The following is an 18,873-nucleotide window of genomic DNA, read 5'->3' as shown; positions in this document are numbered from 1 at the left end:
ACTCAGCCTGGTCTTAACCCTCCACCACTCGGTTACGCCCCGGATCTGCGGGCACGATAGGCGGCGACGTGCGCCCTGTTCCCACAGTTTCCGGTGTCGCAGTATCGTTTCGAACGATTGCGCGACAGATCCACGAAGACCGCTTCGCAATCCGGGGCCTCACACCATCGCAGTCTCGAGAATTCGTCGGTTCGGATCAGATCGAGCACACCCATCGCCGCTTCTGCGGCCATCCGGTCCGCCAGGGGCGAATCGTCGGCGGTGACGTGCAGATGCCAACCGAGGTCGTCGTGCCTGGTGAGCCGCGGCCGCGCACCCGATTCGACCAACAGTGTGTTCACCAACTCGACGGCGTCGTCCACTCCCGCAACTTCCCAGAACTGTCGCAGCCTGGGACGCAGTGCACGAACCGCCGCCAATTCCTTCAGCGTGCCGTCCCGCCTGCCGGTCCAGTGATCTGCGTCGAGAAACCGTGTCAGTTCCTCTTGATCCGGAAGCAGTTCGGCCCCGCCGCGGGCCGTGTTGACCAACGAGGCAGCGAAGACGAGCGCCGATTCCGTGTCACCAGCAAAATGCACTTTGACTCCTGAGCCGTATCAACCTAGTGTCAGCATCATAATCGCTTTTACTCCTGACGGGTGACGACGTGAACTCTCGCAACGGCTTGATCTTCGCTCTGCTGTCCGCGGCAACGTTCGGCGTATCGGGCCCGTTCGCGAAATCTCTCATCGAATCAGGGTGGTCCCCCGGCGGCGCAGTGTTCGCGCGCGTTGCCGGCGGCGCACTGGTGATGATGGTGATCGCAGTAGCCACCCAGTGGAATCGCCTACGACAGGTGAGCACCCACATGCGAACGGTACTGCTGTACGGGGTGTTCGCGATCTCGGGCGTTCAACTGTGCTTCTTCAATGCCGTGCAACATCTTTCGGTCGGAGTCGCACTGCTTCTCGAATACCTTGCACCGATCATCGTCATCGGGTGGGTGTGGATCACCAAAGGCACACGCCCGAGTGTGCAGACACTTCTCGGTGCAGCGGTTGCCCTGATCGGCGCCGCCGTGGTGATCGACGTCTTCGGATCGGCGGAGATCAGTGCCGCCGGCGTCGCCTGGGGATTGGCGGCAGCGGCTTGTCTTGCAGTCTATTTCGTCATTTCCGAGCGCGCGGACGGCGACCTCCATCCCGTTGTACTCGCGGCGTCCGGGCTCACCGTCAGCGCACTGGTCATCGGCACCCTCGGACTCGTCGGCATCCTCCCCTTCCAGTTTTCGGCCTCGAACACCGTCGTGGCAGAACACTCGGTGGGTGTGTGGCTGCCGGTGACGGTTCTCGTCCTGGTCAGCACCGTCATCGCCTATCTCACCGGCATCGCCGCGATCACGCTCCTGGGACCAACCATCGGATCCCTGGTAGCGCTGACCGAAGTGCTGTGTGCGGTTGTCGCCGCCTGGATCCTGGTCGGGGAGTCCGTCACCGCACTGCAAGCTGCGGGCGGTGCAGCGATCATCGCCGGTTTGGTCCTCGCCCGACTCGGCCAGGTTGCACCGAAACAGATACCGGCCGACCCGATGACAAATGTCATGGCAGAAGAATGACGGACGGACGAGGGCTCGCGTCCTCGAAGCGAGCAGATTCTATGTATGACCTCAGCACAGGCACTGCATCCACTCAGTGAAGGATCGACACACGACGCCGTCCGGTTGACCGGACTTCGCAAGAGCTTCGGCTCCGTCGACGCAGTCAAGGGAATCGACCTGAGCATCCGCCCCGGCGAGATTGTCGCGTTCCTCGGCCCGAACGGCGCAGGCAAGACCACGACCATCGACATGATTCTCGGCCTGTCCCGGCCGACGTCGGGCGAGGTGAGCGTCTTCGGAATGTCACCTCGATCTGCGATCGCGCGCGGACTCGTGTCCGCAGTCATGCAGACCGGCGGGCTGCTCAAAGAACTGACAGTGACCGAGACCGTACAGCTGACCGCCAGTCTGTACGCCCACTCCCGTCCGGTCGACGAGGTGCTGCGGCGAGCCGGGATACTCGACATCTCCGATCGCCTCGTCAGCAAATGCTCGGGCGGACAACAACAACGCCTGCGATTTGCGATGGCGTTGCTGTCGGACCCGCAATTGCTCATTCTCGACGAGCCGACCACCGGCATGGACGTCGAAGGGCGACGGGACTTTTGGTCCGCCATCCGCAACGACGCAGATCACGGTCGCACTGTGCTCTTCGCGACGCATTACCTCGAAGAGGCCGATGTCTACGCCGACCGCATCATCCTGGTCCGGCAAGGCACCGTGGTCGCAGACGGAACCACAGCCGAGGTCAAGTCCATGGCGTCCGGACGGACCCTGCGCGCGACAGTCCCCGGCATCACCGACGAACTCCTGCGCGCGCTACCGAACTCGGACGCCGTCGAGGTGCGTGGCGAATCACTGCTCGTGCACTCGGGCGACACCGACGCCGTTGCACGGTTCCTGTTGACCAACACGCAGGCTCGCGATCTCGAAATCGTCTCGCGCGGTCTCGAAGACGCATTCATCGCACTCACGTCGAACAACTCCGAAGGACAGAAGTGATGACCACTGCAACCGAACCGAACACCTACGGAGCCGAGCGAACCGTCGTACCGCTCGGCGGATTCAACACAACCCTTCTGCGACTGGAATTTCGTCGCCTGACACGCAATCGGCGCACGATGATCTTCACGCTCGTCATGCCGGTTGTCTTCTTCCTCGTCTTCGGGCTCGGTCAAGGCGACGACGATCACGGGATCGGGCACGGCAATGTCGCCGCGTACATCATGATCAGCATGGCGCTGTACGGTGCGATGCTGGCTACTACCAGTGGCGGAGCGATGGTCTCGATCGAACGGGCGTCGGGATGGAGCCGGCAACTTCGGCTGACTCCCCTGACGCCGGTGGCCTACATCGCCGTCAAACTGATCATGGCGATGCTGCTCGGTCTCGTCTCGATTCTCGTGGTCTACGCCGTCGGCTCGTTCACCTCCGCGCAGATGGACGGATCACTGTGGTTCACAACGGCATTGATCGCCTGGCTGGGATCGTCGATCTTCGCGGCGTTCGGCCTGTTCATGGGGTATCTGCTGCCCAGCGAGAACGTCATGCAGTTGCTCGGACCAGGACTGGCCCTGCTCGCCTTCGGCGGCGGACTCTTCGTGCCACTCGAAGACGGTTCGGTATGGGCGAGCATCGCGCAGTTCACACCGATGTTCGGCATCAATGCCCTCGCCCACGCGCCGCTGACGGGCAATAGCATTCACTGGACCTGGATCGTCAATATCCTGGTGTGGTTCGCCATCTTCGCCGGCGGAGCGATCTGGCGGTTCCAACGAGATACGGAGCGTGTGTAGTTGTCGGAAACGACTGACCGAACCGATTCCGTCGCATTGCCGCGACGGAATCGTTTCGGCGTTCTCTTCGCGGCGGTCTGGATGGTATTTCTCGGCGGGCCGCTGATCGAGGGATGGAATCTGCGCGACGAACTGCGCGGCTGGACAGGGATTCTCGCGACGATCGCCTTCAGTGCCCTCTACCTCTACACCTTCGCCACAACGCAGCAGCGGCGACGAATGACGATGACTCGGCCGACGATTCGCGAAGCTGCACTGGCTCTGGCCGCCTTGACCGCATTGGCCGCTGTGATGATCGTCAGCGTGGGGCCGACGGGATTGGCAGCGGCACCGTATCTCGCGGTGACAGCGGTGACGCTGCTGCCGACCGTCGCGGGCGGCATTCTCGCCTTGGTGTTCGCGGCCTCCGTGGAGATAGTGAGCCTTTCGTCGGGGTGGGGGAATTACTCCGGACTCTCACTCGGTGTCTGCGCGGCCGCATTTGCGACATGGGGCATCATGTCGCTGATCAGCCGTAACTTCGCCATGCTCCATGAGCGCGAAGAGCAGGAGCAGCGAGCGATCATGGAGGAGCGAACGAGGATGGCGCGCGATCTGCACGACATACTCGGGCACTCCCTGACCGTCATCACGATCAAAGCCGAATTGGCCAACCGCCTACTGGACGTGGACATCGAACGCGCGCGCAGCGAACTCGACGACCTCGAAAGACTCTCTCGTGACGCGTTGGCAGACGTGCGCTCGGCAGTCGAAGGATTTCGTGGGATTTCGCTACCCGTCGAGATAGCCCGTGCGCGAGAGGCATTGCGTGCTGCAGGGATCGAAGACGAGGTGCCGAGCAGTACCGACATGGTTCCTACTCGCCTTCGTGAACTCTTTGCATGGACGATCCGTGAGGGCGTGACCAACGTGGTTCGACACAGCGGGGCAACACACTGCCGGATCACGGTCGACGAGAAAAGCGCGACTGTCGTCGACGACGGACACGGGGCCGGGTCGGTGTCTTCCGGCAACGGTCTGATCGGATTGCGAGAGCGAGCCGGTGCGTCGGGCGCACGCGTGATCATCACTCATCACCAGCCGCAGGGGTTTGCACTTCAGGTAGTCGAACAGGAGAAAGTGTGAGCAACCAGGGCGAGCGGGCATCCATACGGCTGCTCTTGGCGGACGACCAGGCACTCGTGCGAGGAGCGCTGGCCGCGCTGCTCGATCTGGAATCCGACCTGTCCGTGGTGGCCGAGGTCGGCCGCGGTGACGAGGTAGTGGCCGCCGTTCTCGAGCACCGCCCGGATGTCGCGCTTCTCGATGTCGAGATGCCTGGCATGGACGGGATCGCCGCGACAGCAGCTCTTCGCGAGGCAGCACCCGACACCCGAGTCCTGATCGTCACCACGTTCGGACGTCCCGGATTTCTTCGCAAAGCCCTGCACGCCGGGGCCGGCGGGTTCGTCGTCAAGGACACACCCGCCAGGCAACTTGCCGATGCCGTCAGACGTGTCCACGCCGGACTGCGCGTCGTCGATCCCACCCTTGCGGCCGACAGCCTTGTCAGCGGCGAGTCACCCCTCACGGAACGTGAGACCCAAGTCCTCCGGGCTGCACACGACGGCGCGCCCGTGGCGGCCATCGCGGCGGAACTCTTCCTCTCCCCGGGGACCGTTCGAAATCACCTGTCGGCCGCGATGGGTAAAACCGGTGCCACGACACGTGCCGAAGCCGTCAGGATTGCCGAGTCGAACGGCTGGCTCTGATCAGCGCAGACCGGAACCCGCATCCGCGGCAAATAGTTCACCGCACGCTAAATAGTGGCAATTTGTCCAGATCGCTCAAAGTAAGGACCTTCTACCCTAGGGATTTGCCCGGAAAACTACCCGGTCATGCAAACCCAAAACAGCTAATCGTTCGATAACTGGCTATGCTGCAGTTAATTGAATTGACTGAGCCTGCGTAACGGGGGAAGGGGCGTCTCATGTCGAACCAGTTCAACGATCGATTGAACTCGCTGTTCGAGACTGCCGACTTTCACGTCACCAATGCGATGGTCGTTCGCGGCATGACGGAGTTCGGATGCCGCATTTCGACTCCGTATCTGTCACAACTGCGCACCGGCGTCCGAACCAACCCGTCACCCGAAGTGGTTGCCGCCCTCGCGCACTTCTTCAACGTCCATCCGGACTACTTCTACGCCCCGTCCGACCACACTCCGCCCGCCATCTCCGGTGGCGAAGCAGACCTGTCGCTACTCGAACAGTTGCACAACGTGCGGCTGCGAAACCTCACCTCCCGAGTCGTCGACCTCTCACCGTCTTCACAGGATCTGCTCGTGGAAATGGCGGAAAATCTGCGGTCCTCGGAGAATCTTCCGCGCGTACCACCCGACTCGAATTCCTACATGTCACGCGCCTAGTGCTTCGTCGACTCTCCTTGACTGCTCAGGGAGGGTTGGCCTTATGCTGGTCGATGCAGCTGGTTCGCCCGGCACGGTCATGAGGAGCCCCGAAGACCGTTCCCGGCGTCGAAGCCCCGTCAGCGCAAGCTGACGGAGTGAGAGGGAACCCGGTGAAAATCCGGGACTGTCCCGCAGCGGTAAGCAGGAACGACCGCCGTTTATGTGCACTGGGCATCCGCCTGGGAAGCGACGGCCAGTAGGTTCGATCCAACTCGATCGAGTGCCCGCGAGTCCGAAGACCTGCCGACTGTGTCGGGCACGCCGTGCCCGACGGTCCACCGCCTCGTGGAATGGGCGTGTAGATCTCCATCGGACCTCGTGTGCGGTGCGGGCAGTGCTGCCCGCAGAAACTCGAGGTCTCGTGAGGTGTACCCGTCTGCCGGCAGTGGCCATCAATGCATTGGCAATCTGGAGAAACTCCGTGACAACAACATTCACTTCGACCGTGCTGGGCTCACCGCGCATCGGTCCTCATCGAGAACTCAAGCGGGCAACCGAAAGCTACTGGGCGGGGCGCATCGACGCCGACGCCTTGCAGAGCGTGGCCCGTGACCTCCGTCGGCAGGGCTTGGCCGACCTCCATGACCTGGGCCTCGACTCCATCCCGGTCAACACCTTCTCCTTCTACGATCAGATGCTCGACACCGCAGTCCTTCTCGGCGCACTGCCCGATCGCGTCGCGTCGGTCACCGATCCGTTGGACCGCTACTTTGCAGCTGCCCGTGGGACGGACACCATTGCGCCGCTGGAAATGACGAAGTGGTTCGACACCAACTACCACTACCTGGTGCCGGAGATCTCACCGTCCACCACTTTCGAACTCGACCCGTCCAAGGTCTTGTCCGAACTGGCAGAAGCACTTTCCGACGGCATTGCAGCCCGCCCGGTCGTCATCGGACCGGTCACCTTCCTGCTGCTCTCGAAAGCTGTCGGCACCGACGAGCCGCTGCTCTCACGGCTCGACGAACTACTCCCCCTCTATGCGGATCTGCTCGGTCGGCTCGCGAAGGCCGGCGCAGGGTGGGTCCAACTCGACGAACCGGCGCTCGTGGGCGATCGCACCGACGAGGAGATCGAAGCGGCACGCGCTGCGTACGAACAGCTTTCGGCACTTTCGGAGCGACCGTCGATTCTGTTGGCGTCGTACTTCGGTTCGTTGCGTGACGCGTTGCCCGCACTTGCTTCGACCGGCGTCGAAGGATTTGCCGTCGATCTGGTGGCCGGTCAAGATTCGATCGGCTCCGTCCCCGAACTCGCCCGCAAGCTGGTTGTCGCCGGAGTGGTCGACGGACGGAACATCTGGCGATCGGATCTGGACTCGGCACTGAGCACGTTGGGCGCCCTACTGGGTAGCGTCGATACGCTTGCCGTCTCCACGTCGTGCTCTCTGCTGCACGTTCCGTACACGCTCGACGCGGAAGCCGGGGTCGACAAGGCACTGCGCTCGTGGCTCGCGTTCGGCACCGAGAAGGTCAAGGAAGTAGTCACTCTCGCAACCGCTCTCACAAAGGGCCGAGAGTCGGTGGAAGACGAGTTCGCTCTGGCACGAGCGGCCGCGTCGACCCGCAAGGACGATCGCAGACTCAACGACGCGAGTGTTCGAGGCCGTCTCGATGCCGTTCTGAACTCGGCGACCGGTCGCGCGCCCGCCGCCGAGCGTCGCGCTGCCCAGGAAGAGTTGCTCTCTCTTCCGCCGCTCCCCACGACGACCATCGGCTCGTACCCGCAAACGTCGAAGATCCGCATCGCTCGCGCGGCATTGCGCAAGGGTGAGATCGACGAAGCCGAGTACGTCAACCGTATGCGCGCCGAGATCGCCGAAGTTGTTGCGCTCCAAGAAAAGTTGGACCTCGACGTACTTGTTCACGGTGAGCCGGAGCGCAACGACATGGTCCAGTACTTCGCGGAGCAGTTGGACGGATTCTTCGCCACCGCCAACGGGTGGGTCCAGTCGTACGGCACCCGCTGCGTGCGTCCGCCGATTCTGTACGGTGACGTCTCGCGTCCGAAGCAGATGACCGTCGACTGGATTACGTACGCACAGTCTCTGACCGACAAGCCGGTCAAGGGCATGCTCACCGGGCCCGTCACCATCCTTGCCTGGTCCTTCGTCCGCGACGACCAACCGCTCGCCGACTCGGCAAATCAAGTCGCACTGGCTATTCGAGACGAGACGGTCGATCTGCAGGCCGCCGGTATCGGAATCATCCAGGTCGACGAACCCGCACTGCGTGAGCTACTCCCACTGCGTGCGGCAGACCAGCCCGCATATCTGGACTGGTCCGTCGGTGCCTTCCGGTTGGCCACCTCGGGCGTCGCAGATTCCACAGCCATCCACACGCACCTGTGCTATTCCGAGTTCGGAGCGGTGATCGGTGCCATTGCCGGTCTCGACGCGGACGTCACGTCCATCGAAGCAGCGCGATCACACATGGAGGTCCTCGACGATCTCAGTTCGGTCGGGTTCGACCTCGGCGTCGGCCCGGGCGTCTACGACATCCACTCACCGCGTGTGCCGAGTGTCGACGAGATCGCCGAGTCGCTACGCGAAGCGCTCAAAGCTGTTCCGGTCGAACGGTTGTGGGTCAATCCGGACTGCGGCCTGAAAACACGCGGCCCGGTCGAGGTCGAAGCATCGCTGCGTAACCTCGTCGAGGCCGCGAAGTTGGTACGAGCGGAGCTTTAGGGGCAAAGCCCCTGTGCGCCTTTTTGGTAGTGGGCACTACCAAAAAGGCGCACGGGGGATGTTTGTTTCTACGAGAGCGTGCCGGCCGCGCGTGAGCTGAGGAAGTCACCGACGCTGGTCACCGGCGCCACGAACATTCCCGCGCAAGCATCGATGAGGAAGTAGGCCAGCCCGTTCCAGTCGGGCTCCATAGTGTCCTGCTCGAGGCGAGCTTCGTACTGAGCACAGGCCTCGGCGACCATTCGTCCCATGATCCATGACCTGGCAACGAGCACTGGTACGGGGATATCCGAGAGGAGCTCCATCGCCTGCTGAAACAGTTCGTCGACCAGCGGATCCGACAGTGCGGCAATGAGTTCGACTCCCGACGGCGCCACCTTCAATTGTTGTACGAGCCGTGCACGCCAACTCGGACGAGGCAGGGACGCCAGTTGGTCGGTCCACGGGAGGATGAGGCAGCCCAACAGGTCCCGGAGATCCGGTTCCTCGCCGAGTAAGTTTGCGAGTTCACGGCGCCGGCGACGGGTGTCGTCGGTATGACGCTCGATCAGCGCTCGGATGAGCTCGTCACGCCCACCGAAGTGATAGGCCACAGCGGAGTGATTGGCACTACCAGTGCGCTCGGCTATGTGCCGGTTCGAGACAGCATCAACCCCTTTCCTGGCAATGAGTTCCTCAGCCGCGTCCAGCAAGGCCTGCTTTACCCGTTCACCGTGTTGTCCCATACCTGCTCCTCGTCGACTTCGTCTGCCGGGCCGTTCGATACTCCGCCTCACCGATAGGACGGATATCACTACCCTGCCGGTTCAAATTTTAAGACATGCGGCGTAACTTTATTTAAGACAGCCTGCGTAATTTGCTGCTCGTAGGTGAGCGCGACCCTCACGGCCATACCGCGGATCCGCCCTGCCTGTCGCCACTGGATCGAGCAACAACCTGCCCAAGTTTCGAGGAGTTCCACGATGCCCACCACTGCTTTTTCTGATGCCGACAATCCGCCAGAGGAGGACGCAGTGGCCGACGCCGCTCGCGCCCGAAAGGAGCAGATCGGCCGCTACGTGGCGATGATCTTGCTGCCCTTCTTGATGGTCGCAATGATGATCACGGGCTACTTGGCTACCATGCACGCGCCTGCTCCGAACAACATGCCTATCGCGATTGCCGGACAGACGCTGCAGGCAGAGCAGTTCGCAGGGGCACTCGAAGCATCCAATCCTTCGGCCGTGGACGTACGAGTCGTCACGAGCGACGAGGAGGCACGTCAACTCCTCCTCGACCGCGAGGTGTCCGGCGTCGTATCGCTGCACACCCCGGACAACAACGGGACAGACAACGACGGGACGGACAACAACGCCACGATATACACCGCGAGTGCGGCCGGAGCTGCTCAGGTGTCCACAGTCACCGGACTCCTTGCTCCCCAGATACTCGCGCAGGGACTCGATCTCACCGTCGAGGATCTGGCACCACTGCCGGCGCACGACACTGCGGGCATGGCGGCGATGTTCATGGCCACCGCATTGATGCTGGCCGGCTACATGCCGCTGAGCATCACGCTGTCCAACTCACCCGAATTGTTGAAATTCCGAAGAGTCGTGCCACTTCTCGCCGGATGGTCAGCGCTGATCGCAGCCCTGGTGTGGTTAGTCGCGGGCCCGATCCTCGGCGCAGTCGAGGGGCACACAGCGGCAGTCCTGGGAATCTCCTGGCTCGCAGTATTCGCTGTCGGTTCCGTGCAGTTGTTCTTCACACGGATATTCGGGCCGCTAGCCGTGTTGGTCGGCCTGTTGTTCGTGATGGTGCTCGGTGTCCCGGCTTCCAACATGGGCATGTCGGTATTCACCATGCCGTCGATCTATGCGACATTGCACAGTTTCCTGCCGACTGCGGCCACCGGTGAGGCCCTGCGCTCGGTGCTCTACTTCGGTGGCGACGGACTGGGCACTCACCTGCTCGTCTTGGCCCTCGGCGCAGCGATTGCACTCCTCGCCACCCTGGGTGTCGATGAACTCAAACGGCGCCGCAAGCCTGATGCGGCGACGCCCGTTCCTTCGTTGGAGTCACTGACAGCAGGTCCGCGCCCCACCAGCAACAAGGTTCGATATGCCACCTTGGCGTTCTTCCCCTTCGCGATGGTCACGTTGATGCTCTCGGTTCTGCTCGGCTCGATGTATCAGCCCACTCCGCGCGACATGCCGGTCGCGGTTGCCGCCTCCACGACGGAACAAGCAGAACAAGCTGTCAGCGGCCTCGAACAAAACCTAGGCGGCCTGTTCGATCTGCGGGCAGTCGACTCGGTGGACGAAGCCCGCGCCCTCGTTCAGGACCGCACGGTCACCGCCGCGTTCGTCTTGCCTTCCGCAGAATCGCCTGCCGCGACGCTGATCACCAGTCAAGCCGCCGGAACCAGCCAGCAGCAGGCTGTGCAATCGGTCTTCAAGCAAGTGTCGGCCGGCCAACAGGTGCAACTGACCACGGAGGATCTCGCGCCGCTCGCACACTCCGATTCCAGCGGCACGGTCAGCATGTACGTGGCGATGGGCTGGATCTTGTCCGGCTTCATATTCATCGTCGTCGGTAGTAGCGCAGCACCGACAGTGATGAGGTTGCGGACTCTACTTCCCGTTCTCGCAGGCTGGTCGGTCTTCATGTCGGCCGTGATCTGGCTGATCGCCGGACCCATTGTGGGCACGATCGACGGGCATTTCTGGCAGCTTTTCGGAACCGGCGTCATCGCGATCTTCAGTACCGCCCTGTTCACCACCGTGTTGATTCGACTACTCGGACTTCTTGCCGTCATCCCGGCCGTCGGAATTCTGATGTTTCTCGGGGTACCGGCTTCGGGGGGCGCGATGTCGGTCTACCTGGAACCAGAGATCTTCCGCGTCCTACACGACATCCTCCCGATGCCCGCGGCGGTGGAGTCCGTCCGATCGATCCTGTACTTCGGCGCAGACACTGTCGGCACCCAGCTGATCACCTTCGGGGTCTGGGGCGTTATCTCTCTGCTGTGCGTGATGCTCATCGACAAAGTTCGCACAGACAAGTCTCGCCACGAAGAGTTGGCGGAACTTCCTTCTGGTCCCGACCTCGCCTCCGCGTGACCACCGGAACTTCTTGAAGGACAGGGATTCACGCCTAGCACGGTGGGTTCGAGCACTGCGACTGTCGGGGACCTGACCTGCGCACTCCGGCCGGGTCCTCGGCAGGTGGGAGTAACAAAAGATCGGACAACAAGAGAATGCCACTGAGCAATATGACAAAGACCGAAGACAGCCGAGCAGATTGCGGTGGCTCTCTCACACCGCCTGAAGGACACGAGCGCACGTAATGGGTGTTGCTGGAGTATCGACCCCTCGACAGATACTGGGACCCTTGTGGTTTCGATCTCTGCAGGCGAAAGTTCGAGGGCGCGGGCGAGAAGCGACAACACAGTTGGCGCTGATCACGGTGCTCTATGTCGGCTATCGTGCCGGAAGGATCTTTGCCACCGGTCAGGAGTCACGAGCATTTTCCAACGCCCACGCTCTCGTGGACTTCGAGCGCGGCTTGCACCTACCCAACGAGGCATCACTGAATGCCTTCCTCATGCATTCCGATACCCTCGCCAGATTTGCGAACGCCTACTACGCGAGCGTGCACTTCCCTTTTGCAATCGCAACGCTGTTATGGCTGTGGATATATCGCGCGCAGTACTACAAATGGGTCAGAAATGTCATGGCCGCGTTGACCGCAACCGCGGTTGTCATACACGTACTGGTCCCGCTTGCACCCCCGCGAATGTTGCCCGACCTCGGTTTCGTCGATCTAGCCGCCAGATACGGCCAATCGGTCTACGGGCCTCCCGCCACCGATACCCTCTCGAACCAATTCGCCGCGATGCCGTCGCTGCACATCGGATGGGCACTGTTGCTCTCCATCGCGCTGTTCCTTGCTATCCGGTCACGGTGGCGTTGGGTAGTTCTCGCCCATCCGGTGGTGACCACACTTGTGGTGATCGCCACCGCAAATCACTACTGGATGGACGGATTGGTCGCGATCCTCATCATGGTCGTAGCGATGGCCTTCATGACTTCTTCCTTTCCGCACCGTAACAAAATCGATTACGAGAGTGAGAGATAGCGGCGCAGAGGTCAGCTCAACCACGTATTGCCGAAGAGCAGAATCCCGTCTGCGCTCGGCGTCACTCCGTGCACGTTCTCGCGCCACGGGATGAAGACCTTGCCGGAGTTGACCACGGCCATCGGCGCCGTCTCGTTGACTACTGTCTGGATGTCGTCGATCACTGCTCGACGCTCTTCCTCGCCCGAAGCCGTCTGCAACTTGCCGAGCAACTCGTCCATCCGAGCGTTCTTGTAGCCGAGGATATTCGACGGCGACTCACTGAACAGATTGCCGTACATGCGTACGAACGGTGACTCTTCGAGAACGTTGAACGCGAAGTAGGACACGTCGTAGTCGTGCTTGGCGTACAGCATGGAGATCAAATCGTTGATGCTGGTTGCGTAGGTGATGTCGACCGTGAAACCCACTGCCTGCAAGAGCGACTGAAACGTCAGCGCGCTGCGTTGCGTCGCCGGATCGTTCATTCCGACGTAGGTCAGTTTTCCGTCGTAACCGTCGGCCTTCGCCTCGGCCAGATACTTCTTCGCGGCCTCGGGATCGAAGCCGTTCCCCGCCACCGAACCGTGCCACTGCGACCACGACGCGAACATATCGGTGCCAGGTTCGCCGAAGCCACCTTGAACCCGCTCGTTGAACGTATTCGGATCCACCGCAGCGACAATCGCCTTACGCACTCGCTCGTCCTTCGCGGCCCGATCGTCGCGCTGATTGATCGCCAGGACTCCGGCCATGCTGGCCGAGTACACAAATCCAGGATCACCGGCTTCGAAAGCCTCGTGAATGAAATCGGGAGACTTCAGATAGGCAACCTGAATTCCGTCGGTGTGTAGGCCCTCCAGTTTGCTCTTCTCGTTGACAATCGCCGGGAAGCGCAACTTCTCCAGATACGGCGCTCCGTCCCAGTACGTCGGACGGGCAGCGAGCACCAATTCGTCCTGGGAAGCGAACTTCTCGACGGTGAACGGGCCTGCTCCGACCGGGGCGAACGTGCCGGTTGCCATCGACGAGGGTGCGACGATCATGCCGGGACCGGTGGTGAACATGATCGGGAACTCGTCCCACGGCTGCGCCAAGGTGAAGACGACCGTACTCGGATCCGGTGAATTCATCTCGCGCACAGCGGTCTTCCACACCAGCGCGTGAGTTCCCTTCTTCTGCAGATAGTGATCGATGCTCCACAACACTGCCGCACTGTCCATCGCGGTGCCGTCGCTGAAGGTGACGCCCTCGCGCAATTTCAGTGTCCACACCGTGTTGTCGTCGTTAGCCGACAAGGACTGCGCCAAGTGGGGAACATATTCGCCCGCAGCGGTGTCGAAGCGCATCAAAAGGTCGTAGATGGCTGCCATTTCGCTACCACCGGTAGCGCCGCCGTCCTGACGGTCAGCTGGGTCGAGACTGCTGATTCCGTTGTACGTCGCAAACGACACCGTTCCACCCGAGCGTGGTTCTCCCCCGTCGTTCTGGTCGCCGACAACTCCGACCGTCACGTCCGATGCATCCGTGGTCGTACCTTGGCCACTACTCGCACACCCGGTCACCACCAGTGTCGCCGACGCCAGGACAACCATCCAGATTCGAGCGCGAGCTCGGTACGAGCGCTTCATTGCGACTCACTTTCACAGTTCACGGATACGTCGATCCTTGGATCCGATACCCGACAGATTTGTAAGTGAATTCTAGGTAAGCACTCATCCTGCGTCTTCGTTTTCGCAAAGCCGAGAAGCCAATCCGCATCCGCGGCGACAGAAAGCGAAATTGAATTCTAGCTGACTACCATTCCTCGGAACACAAATCCGACGACGTCGTCGACGTTCCGCCGAGCCTCCGCGAATCCAATCCGGCCACACGTCCACAGTTCGAGGGCCGTCAACATCGTGCCGCCTATCTGCCGGAACACCGTCCATCAATTCGAACAGCATTCTCCGATGTGCCACCGCGCGCTGATCCGTCGACTCGATCACGAACTGATCCGAGGACGAATGGACTGCCGTGGTCAAGCACCGTCGCCGCTCCAGTTGCCCCGTCGAATTGAGGTCCGTAGCCAGGGGAAACTCGTCGCTTCGCGCAGTCACTCGCGTCACGACAGTTCAGATGACTGGTCGAATTGCCGAGTCACCAAGGTTCATCACAGTCCAGGAAACTAATACACACATTAATTAAGTGTTGAACTATGCGATCACGCTAGGGTTAGGCCATGAATGACCCGATGACCGACAACCAGGCAACCGATGACCAGGCAACTGTCGGCGAACTCAACTTCTGGTCGTTCATCGAACTGGCCAACAAGCGACTGGCCGCTGAACACGGCTTTCGCGATCAGTTGGCCACCGAGGTACTCCTGACGCTCAATCGAGCCTCCAATGTGGTCACCTACGACCTCGAATCGTCGATCCACCGCCCGCGCGGCTGGTCATGGTCCTCGTTCCGGCTGCTGTTCGTCACCTGGCTTGCCGGACCGATCGAGCCGAAGGCTGCCGCCGAGCTCACCGGAATGAGTCGAGCTGCGGTCTCCAACCTGTCCAAGACCCTGCTGGCAGACGGACTGATCGATCGCCGCCCTACCGAGAACGACGGACGCTCGGTCCAGCTGTACCTGACCGACAAGGGCCGAGAAGCCATGGTCGAAGCATTTCGCGAGCAAAACGAACGCGAGCATGCCTGGGTCAGCGTCCTGAGCGAAGCCGAACAGCGCATCCTTGTCATGCTCCTGGACAAACTGATCACCAACCGCAGCCAATTCGACGTACGCGGACGTAACTGACGCAGATCAACACCGCGTCGAAGGTTGCGCCCATCACATCATTTTAGTTAATGTATTTACTATCTGGTGGAGGTGAGCCAGGCAGAACAGCACAGAAGGAGCCCCGTCATGGCGTTCTATCGACAACTCGGCAATATTCCACCGAAGCGTCACACCCAACACCGTGACGAGTCGGGCAACCTCTACTACGAAGAACTGATGGGCGAGGAAGGTTTCTCCTCCGATTCGTCGCTGCTCTACCACCGCGAGATTCCGTCGGCCATCGTCGACGCAACGGTCTGGGAACTGCGCGACCAGAGCACCACACCCAACCACCCCCTCAAACCGCGCCATCTGAAACTCCATGCGCTGTTCCCTGACAGCATCTGGAACGAGACCGACGTGGTCACCGGCCGTCGTCTCGTACTCGGCAATGCCGATGTCCGGCTCTCCTACGTGGTCGCTTCCGCACCATCCCCCCTGTACCGCAACGCAATCGGTGACGAGATGGTCTACGTCGAGTCTGGCGATGCTACCGTCGAGACCGTCTTCGGCGCGCTCGACGCCCGCGAGGGTGACTACGTCCTGATCCCGATGTCCACGACCCATCGGTGGATCCCCAAGGGCGACAAGCCACTTCGCGCTTACACCATCGAGGCGAACAGTCACATCGTCCCACCCAAGCGTTATCTCTCCCGCTTCGGCCAACTGCTCGAGAACGCGCCGTTCTGTGAGCGAGATCTGCACGGACCGACCGCGCCCATGGTCGCCGAAGGCACCGATGTCGAGGTACTGGTCAAGCACCGTACGTCGGCAGGCATCGTCGGAACCCGAATGGTGTACCCCACTCATCCTTTCGACGTCGTCGGTTGGGACGGCTGCCTGTACCCGTACACCTTCAACATCTCGGACTACGAGCCGATCACCGGCCGCGTTCACCAGCCGCCGCCGGCACATCAGGCGTTCGAGGGGAACAACTTCGTGATCTGCAACTTCGTACCGCGCAAGGTCGACTACCACCCGCTCTCGATCCCGGTGCCGTACTACCACTCCAACGTCGACTCGGACGAGATCATGTTCTACTGCGGCGGTGACTACGAGGCACGCAAGGGTTCCGGTATCGGGCAGGGTTCGATATCGATTCATCCCGGTGGCCACGCTCATGGCCCACAACCCGGCGCGTACGAACGAAGCATCGGCGCGGAGTTCTTCGACGAACTGGCCGTGATGGTCGATACGTTCCGTCCGCTCGAATTGGGTGAGGGAGCCTTGGCTTGCGAAGACGAAGCCTACGCCTGGAGTTGGGCAGGGCGGGGGCCGCAGTAATGACGATCATCTCTCCCCTCCTCCGCGCCCTGTGTGACGACGCAGCACTCTTCCCACCCGGCAATGCTCCTCTCGCCGAGGCAGTTCCGGCCCACGCCGCCTACCTGCAGGCGGACTACGACGCACTGGTCGGGCCCTTCGTCTTTCCCGCGCCGCGATTGAGCGAACTGGCCGCGTACGTTTCGGCAGACAACCCGGTGACGCTGAGTCTGACCGTACCGGCCGGCCCAGCCGATACGGCGGCCGCACTGTCGAACGCGCTCGCCATCCCTGGTGTTCACGTCGCCGCCGTCGAGGTGGGAATTCCTGACGGGCTTGACGCTGATGCGGCCTTCGAGGAACTCGCTCGTGTCCATGCCGCTCATCCCGACGTCGATATTTTCGTCGAGGTACCCCGCGGTGATCGGCGCGCGGACTATCTGACAGCTCTCGAAACTGCCGGGTACTCCGCAAAGTTTCGCACCGGCGGGATTGTCGCCGAGGCGTACCCGGACGAGGAAGAGCTCGCCGATGCGGTGATATCCGTTGTCCGAGCGAATATCCCGTTCAAGGCAACCGCGGGACTGCACCACGGCGTGCGCAACACCGATCCGGAAACAGGCTTCGAGCAACACGGCTTCCTCAACATCATGGTGGCCGTCGACGCTGCGAGGAGGGGCGCCGATCGTTCGGAAGTTGTTGCTGCACTGGCGCAGCGCAACGACGAATCGATTGCGCGAACCCTGTCCGGATTGACCGAGGCCGAGGCCGGCGAGGTGCGTCGCCGATTCCTCTCGTTCGGTACCTGCAGCATCTCGGACCCCCTCACCGAGCTCGAAGGGCTCGGATTGATCGTCCGCTCCGACAACACCGAAGGAACATTCGTATGACCGTCACGACCATCGACATTCCCGCCGACTCACTGTTCGGTCTCGACAATCTGCCGTACGGTGTCTTCTCCCCCGAGGGAGAGTCGCCGCGCATCGGTGTACGGGTCGCCGACTCGGTGGTCGATCTCGCAGCCACACTGGGTGATTCCGTCTTCTCCGAACCGACCCTGAACGCATTCATGGCCCAGGGCCGAGATCAGTGGATATCTGTGCGAAACCGGATCTCGGAACTCGTGACCGGTGAAATAGACTCGGATGCAGTATTTTCCGTCGACTCGGTAAAGCTGCACTTGCCCATCGCCGTGGCCGACTACGTCGACTTCTATGCCTCGGAGAATCACGCAACCAACCTCGGAAGGCTATTCCGCCCGGACGCTGCTCCCTTGATGCCGAACTGGAAGCACCTTCCCGTCGGATACCACGGACGCTCGAGCACCATCGTCGTCTCCGGCACCGATATCATTCGCCCCTGCGGACAGCGCAAGTCACCCGATCAGGAGAACCCGGACTTCGGATCGTCGCGTCGCCTCGACATCGAAGCGGAGATGGGGTTCATCGTCGGAACGCCCTCGAAGATGGGTGATTCCATCACCCCGGACGAATTCGCCGAGCACGTCTTCGGCGCTGTCGTCGTGAACGACTGGACTGCCCGAGACATCCAAGCGTGGGAGTACGTCCCCCTCGGCCCGAACCTGGGGAAGAGCTTCGCGACGTCCATCTCACCGTGGGTCGTACCGTTGCTCGCCCTCGACGCAGCCCGAATCGACACCCCGGTGCAGGACCCCGAACCGCTCTCCTACCTGCGCGGTGAGGAGAAGTGGGGGCTGGACATCGATTTGGCCGTCGAATGGAACGGTCACGTCGTCTCGCGACCGCCCTACGCGCAGATGTACTGGTCGCCTGCACAGATGCTTGCGCACACCACCATCAACGGCGCAGCGGCCAGTACCGGCGATCTCTTTGCGTCCGGAACCATTTCCGGACCGGACAAGGATCAGCGCGGCGCCTTCATCGAACTGACTTGGGGCGGCGAAGAACCCGTCGCAGTCGGCACCGAGACTCGCACCTTCCTCGAAGACGGCGACACCATCTCCATCTCAGCCACCGCTCCCGGCATCGGCGGTTCACGAATCGGCTTCGGGGATGTTCAAGCCCGTATTCTGCCGGCGACACAGACCGAAAGGTAGCCGTCGATCTGTCGACTCGGGAGATCGATTGACAACTGTTTGATTCACGCTGATCTGATGTCCGGAATTCCTTGCCTCACGATTCTCCGAAGATAAGCTGGACTAACCATCCAGAG

The 18,873-nt window shown here is 61.6% G+C and carries 16 protein-coding genes and 1 riboswitch; of the genes, 13 read left to right on the top strand and 3 right to left on the bottom strand.

Annotated elements, in window-relative coordinates; genetic code table 11:
- Window positions 1–32 precede the first annotated feature (32 nt).
- The gene (locus ACFT1A_RS05710) at window positions 33–578 is read right to left on the bottom strand and encodes a CGNR zinc finger domain-containing protein (protein WP_378446176.1); all 546 of its coding nucleotides are present in this window, start codon (window positions 576–578) and stop codon (window positions 33–35) included.
- 68 nt (window positions 579–646) lie between these two features.
- On the opposite strand from ACFT1A_RS05710, the gene ACFT1A_RS05705 reads away from it, so the two are divergent.
- The 7 genes from ACFT1A_RS05705 (at window position 647) to metE (ending at window position 8,507) form a co-directional block, all read left to right on the top strand.
- Window positions 647–1,594: a DMT family transporter gene (locus ACFT1A_RS05705; protein ID WP_378446175.1), complete on the top strand. Its 948-nt coding sequence runs from the start codon at window positions 647–649 to the stop codon at window positions 1,592–1,594.
- A gap of 45 nt (window positions 1,595–1,639) precedes the next feature.
- Window positions 1,640–2,578: an ABC transporter ATP-binding protein gene (locus ACFT1A_RS05700; protein ID WP_378446174.1), complete on the top strand. Its 939-nt coding sequence runs from the start codon at window positions 1,640–1,642 to the stop codon at window positions 2,576–2,578.
- Window positions 2,578–3,372 carry an ABC transporter permease gene (locus ACFT1A_RS05695; protein ID WP_378446173.1) on the top strand — a complete coding sequence of 265 codons (795 nt, stop codon included), beginning with the start codon at window positions 2,578–2,580 and terminating at the stop codon, window positions 3,370–3,372. The genes ACFT1A_RS05700 and ACFT1A_RS05695 overlap by 1 nt, the downstream gene beginning before the upstream one ends.
- Window positions 3,373–4,497 carry a sensor histidine kinase gene (locus tag ACFT1A_RS05690; protein ID WP_378446172.1) on the top strand — a complete coding sequence of 375 codons (1,125 nt, stop codon included), beginning with the start codon at window positions 3,373–3,375 and terminating at the stop codon, window positions 4,495–4,497.
- Window positions 4,494–5,123 (top strand): response regulator, encoded by a 630-nt coding sequence (locus tag ACFT1A_RS05685; RefSeq protein ID WP_378446171.1) that lies wholly within the window; start codon window positions 4,494–4,496, stop codon window positions 5,121–5,123. The genes ACFT1A_RS05690 and ACFT1A_RS05685 overlap by 4 nt, the downstream gene beginning before the upstream one ends.
- A gap of 218 nt (window positions 5,124–5,341) precedes the next feature.
- Window positions 5,342–5,779 (top strand): helix-turn-helix domain-containing protein, encoded by a 438-nt coding sequence (locus ACFT1A_RS05680; RefSeq protein WP_030535308.1) that lies wholly within the window; start codon window positions 5,342–5,344, stop codon window positions 5,777–5,779.
- 103 nt (window positions 5,780–5,882) lie between these two features.
- A riboswitch (cobalamin riboswitch) is annotated at window positions 5,883–6,084 on the top strand.
- Window positions 6,085–6,242: 158 nt separating this feature from the next.
- On the top strand, window positions 6,243–8,507 hold the full coding sequence (gene metE / locus ACFT1A_RS05675; protein ID WP_378446170.1) for a 5-methyltetrahydropteroyltriglutamate--homocysteine S-methyltransferase: 2,265 nt from the start codon (window positions 6,243–6,245) through the stop codon (window positions 8,505–8,507).
- A 68-nt stretch (window positions 8,508–8,575) separates the two neighbouring features.
- On the opposite strand, the gene ACFT1A_RS05670 is transcribed toward metE, so the two are convergent.
- A complete protein-coding gene (locus ACFT1A_RS05670; RefSeq protein ID WP_378446169.1) occupies window positions 8,576–9,232 on the bottom strand; it encodes a TetR/AcrR family transcriptional regulator in 657 nt (218 codons plus the stop codon).
- Between the two features lie 237 nt (window positions 9,233–9,469).
- Between ACFT1A_RS05670 and ACFT1A_RS05665 the strand changes: the two genes are divergently transcribed.
- Complete coding sequence (locus tag ACFT1A_RS05665; RefSeq protein ID WP_378446168.1) at window positions 9,470–11,611, top strand: ABC transporter permease; 2,142 nt, start codon at window positions 9,470–9,472, stop codon at window positions 11,609–11,611.
- A gap of 271 nt (window positions 11,612–11,882) precedes the next feature.
- Window positions 11,883–12,629 (top strand): phosphatase PAP2 family protein, encoded by a 747-nt coding sequence (locus tag ACFT1A_RS05660; RefSeq protein ID WP_378446167.1) that lies wholly within the window; start codon window positions 11,883–11,885, stop codon window positions 12,627–12,629.
- 11 nt (window positions 12,630–12,640) lie between these two features.
- Here ACFT1A_RS05660 and ACFT1A_RS05655 read toward each other — a convergent pair whose 3' ends face one another.
- A complete protein-coding gene (locus tag ACFT1A_RS05655; protein ID WP_378446166.1) occupies window positions 12,641–14,239 on the bottom strand; it encodes an ABC transporter substrate-binding protein in 1,599 nt (532 codons plus the stop codon).
- Window positions 14,240–14,841: 602 nt separating this feature from the next.
- Between ACFT1A_RS05655 and ACFT1A_RS05650 the strand changes: the two genes are divergently transcribed.
- The 4 genes from ACFT1A_RS05650 to fahA all read left to right on the top strand — a co-directional run bounded on the left by ACFT1A_RS05650 (window position 14,842) and on the right by fahA (window position 18,757).
- Complete coding sequence (locus ACFT1A_RS05650; RefSeq protein ID WP_378446531.1) at window positions 14,842–15,396, top strand: MarR family winged helix-turn-helix transcriptional regulator; 555 nt, start codon at window positions 14,842–14,844, stop codon at window positions 15,394–15,396.
- A gap of 108 nt (window positions 15,397–15,504) precedes the next feature.
- Window positions 15,505–16,701: a homogentisate 1,2-dioxygenase gene (locus tag ACFT1A_RS05645; protein ID WP_378446165.1), complete on the top strand. Its 1,197-nt coding sequence runs from the start codon at window positions 15,505–15,507 to the stop codon at window positions 16,699–16,701.
- The gene (locus ACFT1A_RS05640) at window positions 16,701–17,570 is read left to right on the top strand and encodes a hypothetical protein (RefSeq protein WP_378446164.1); all 870 of its coding nucleotides are present in this window, start codon (window positions 16,701–16,703) and stop codon (window positions 17,568–17,570) included. The genes ACFT1A_RS05645 and ACFT1A_RS05640 overlap by 1 nt, the downstream gene beginning before the upstream one ends.
- Window positions 17,567–18,757, top strand: a complete 1,191-nt coding sequence (gene fahA / locus ACFT1A_RS05635; protein WP_378446163.1) for a fumarylacetoacetase — start codon at window positions 17,567–17,569, stop codon at window positions 18,755–18,757. The genes ACFT1A_RS05640 and fahA overlap by 4 nt, the downstream gene beginning before the upstream one ends.
- The last annotated feature ends 116 nt before the right edge of the window (window positions 18,758–18,873 follow it).

It is taken from the genome of Rhodococcus sp. NPDC057135, from assembly GCF_042670865.1.
Classification (GTDB): domain Bacteria; phylum Actinomycetota; class Actinomycetes; order Mycobacteriales; family Mycobacteriaceae; genus Rhodococcus_F.
Note: the sequence above shows the minus strand (reverse complement) of the source record. Positions and strands in the feature narration are given on the sequence as shown.

Bases quoted from the DNA above. Each gene is read 5' to 3' on its own strand.
- ACFT1A_RS05665 (WP_378446168.1), top strand. From the start codon at position 9,470: ATGCCCACCACTGCTTTTTCTGATGCCGACAATCCGCCAGAGGAGGAC.
- ACFT1A_RS05650 (WP_378446531.1), top strand. From the start codon at position 14,842: ATGACCGACAACCAGGCAACCGATGACCAGGCAACTGTCGGCGAACTC.
- ACFT1A_RS05680 (WP_030535308.1), top strand. From the start codon at position 5,342: ATGTCGAACCAGTTCAACGATCGATTGAACTCGCTGTTCGAGACTGCC.
- ACFT1A_RS05655 (WP_378446166.1), bottom strand. From the start codon at position 14,239: ATGAAGCGCTCGTACCGAGCTCGCGCTCGAATCTGGATGGTTGTCCTG.
- ACFT1A_RS05640 (WP_378446164.1), top strand. From the start codon at position 16,701: ATGACGATCATCTCTCCCCTCCTCCGCGCCCTGTGTGACGACGCAGCA.
- ACFT1A_RS05670 (WP_378446169.1), bottom strand. From the start codon at position 9,232: ATGGGACAACACGGTGAACGGGTAAAGCAGGCCTTGCTGGACGCGGCT.
- ACFT1A_RS05695 (WP_378446173.1), top strand. From the start codon at position 2,578: ATGACCACTGCAACCGAACCGAACACCTACGGAGCCGAGCGAACCGTC.
- ACFT1A_RS05645 (WP_378446165.1), top strand. From the start codon at position 15,505: ATGGCGTTCTATCGACAACTCGGCAATATTCCACCGAAGCGTCACACC.
- fahA (WP_378446163.1), top strand. From the start codon at position 17,567: ATGACCGTCACGACCATCGACATTCCCGCCGACTCACTGTTCGGTCTC.
- ACFT1A_RS05700 (WP_378446174.1), top strand. From the start codon at position 1,640: ATGACCTCAGCACAGGCACTGCATCCACTCAGTGAAGGATCGACACAC.